Below are 1,333 nucleotides of genomic sequence, written 5' to 3'. Positions count from 1 at the left end.
GGGAGTGTCTGAAAGTCTGTGTATCTGATCGGGGCCACGCGGTTATCAGATACGGTCAGGCGTCGAAACGCCCAGTGAACATTATGGCCAGCTGATTGCGGGCCGCAACCCATTCCCGGACAGCGCGGCCGCCCTTTTCGAAGTTGCGGATAGCCAGGAAGATCAGCTTCGTGGCGGCCTCCTCGGTCGGGAAAGAACCCTTGGTCTTCAGCGTTTTCCGCAGCACACGGTTCAGCGATTCTACGGCATTTGTGGTGTAGATGATCTTCCGGATCGCGGCGCTGAAGGCGTAGAACGGCGTGACCTCGGCCCAGGCCCGACGCCAGGCGGGGGCGATGGATGGGTATTTCCCGGCCCACTTTTTCTCGAAGACATCCAGTTGGCGGGCAGCCTCCTCAGCGGTCGGGGCCTCGTAAATGGGGCGCAGGTCGGCGGCCACTGCCTTGCGGTCCTTCCAACTGCAGAAGTTCATCGAATGCCGGATCAGGTGAACGATGCAGGTCTGGACGGTGGTCTCTGGGAAGGCCGCAGTGATGGCCTCAGGGAAGCCCTTCAGCCCGTCAACAACGGCGATCAGGATGTCCTGAACGCCCCGGTTGCGCAGCTCGTTCATCACCGACAGCCAGAACTTCGCGCCCTCATTGTCCGCGATCCAGAGGCCCAGAACCTCGCGTTCGCCGTCCCGGGTGACGCCCAAGGCGATGTAGACCGCCTTGTTCTTGACCATCCGGCTGTCGGCGTCGCGGATCTTCACGCGCAAGGCGTCGAAAATGACGATCGGATACATCCGGTCCAACGCCCGGTGCTGCCATTCCCGGACTTCGTCCAGCACGGCATCGGTGACACGGCTGATCAGGTCGGGCGAGACCCGCAGGCCGTAAAGATCCTCCAGATGAGCCTGGATGTCGCGCACTGACAAACCGGCGGCATAGAGCCCGATGATCTTGTCGTCGACGCCATCGATCCGGGTCTGGCCCTTCTTGACCAGTTCCGGCTCGAAGCTGCCCTCCCGGTCGCGCGGCACCGAAAGCGGCACCTCGCCGTCCGAGCCCTTCACCCTCTTCGTCGCAACCCCGTTCCGGCGATTGCTCTGTTCCGCCGGCGGCTCCGCACCCGCCTCATAGCCCAGATGTGCTGTCAGTTCGGCCCCGAGCATCCGCTCCATCAGCCGGACCTTCAGCTCCTTCATCAGCCCGGCATCGCCAAGCAGATCCTCAGGCCGCTTGCAGTCCTTCAGCAACTCGTCCAGCAGTTCGTTGGAAATCGTCATCGTCCTTGCTCCTCTCAGGAAGCATGGACCCAATCAGCCATACACAGAAGACCTGACACTCTC

At 62.1% G+C, this 1,333-nt stretch carries 1 protein-coding gene; it reads right to left on the bottom strand.

Annotated elements, in window-relative coordinates:
- Positions 1–55: 55 nt before the first annotated feature.
- On the bottom strand, positions 56–1,270 hold the full coding sequence (locus EPA64_RS16135) for an IS256 family transposase (protein ID WP_134727308.1): 1,215 nt from the start codon (positions 1,268–1,270) through the stop codon (positions 56–58).
- Between the last annotated feature and the right edge of the window lie 63 nt (positions 1,271–1,333).

It is taken from the genome of Paracoccus luteus, from assembly GCF_004522155.1.
Classification (GTDB): Bacteria; Pseudomonadota; Alphaproteobacteria; order Rhodobacterales; family Rhodobacteraceae; genus Paracoccus; species Paracoccus luteus.
Note: the sequence above shows the minus strand (reverse complement) of the source record. Positions and strands in the feature narration are given on the sequence as shown.

What these genes read in the sequence shown, in the direction of transcription:
- EPA64_RS16135 (WP_134727308.1), bottom strand. Translation starts at nt 1,270, where the DNA reads ATGACGATTTCCAACGAACTGCTGGACGAGTTGCTGAAGGACTGCAAG.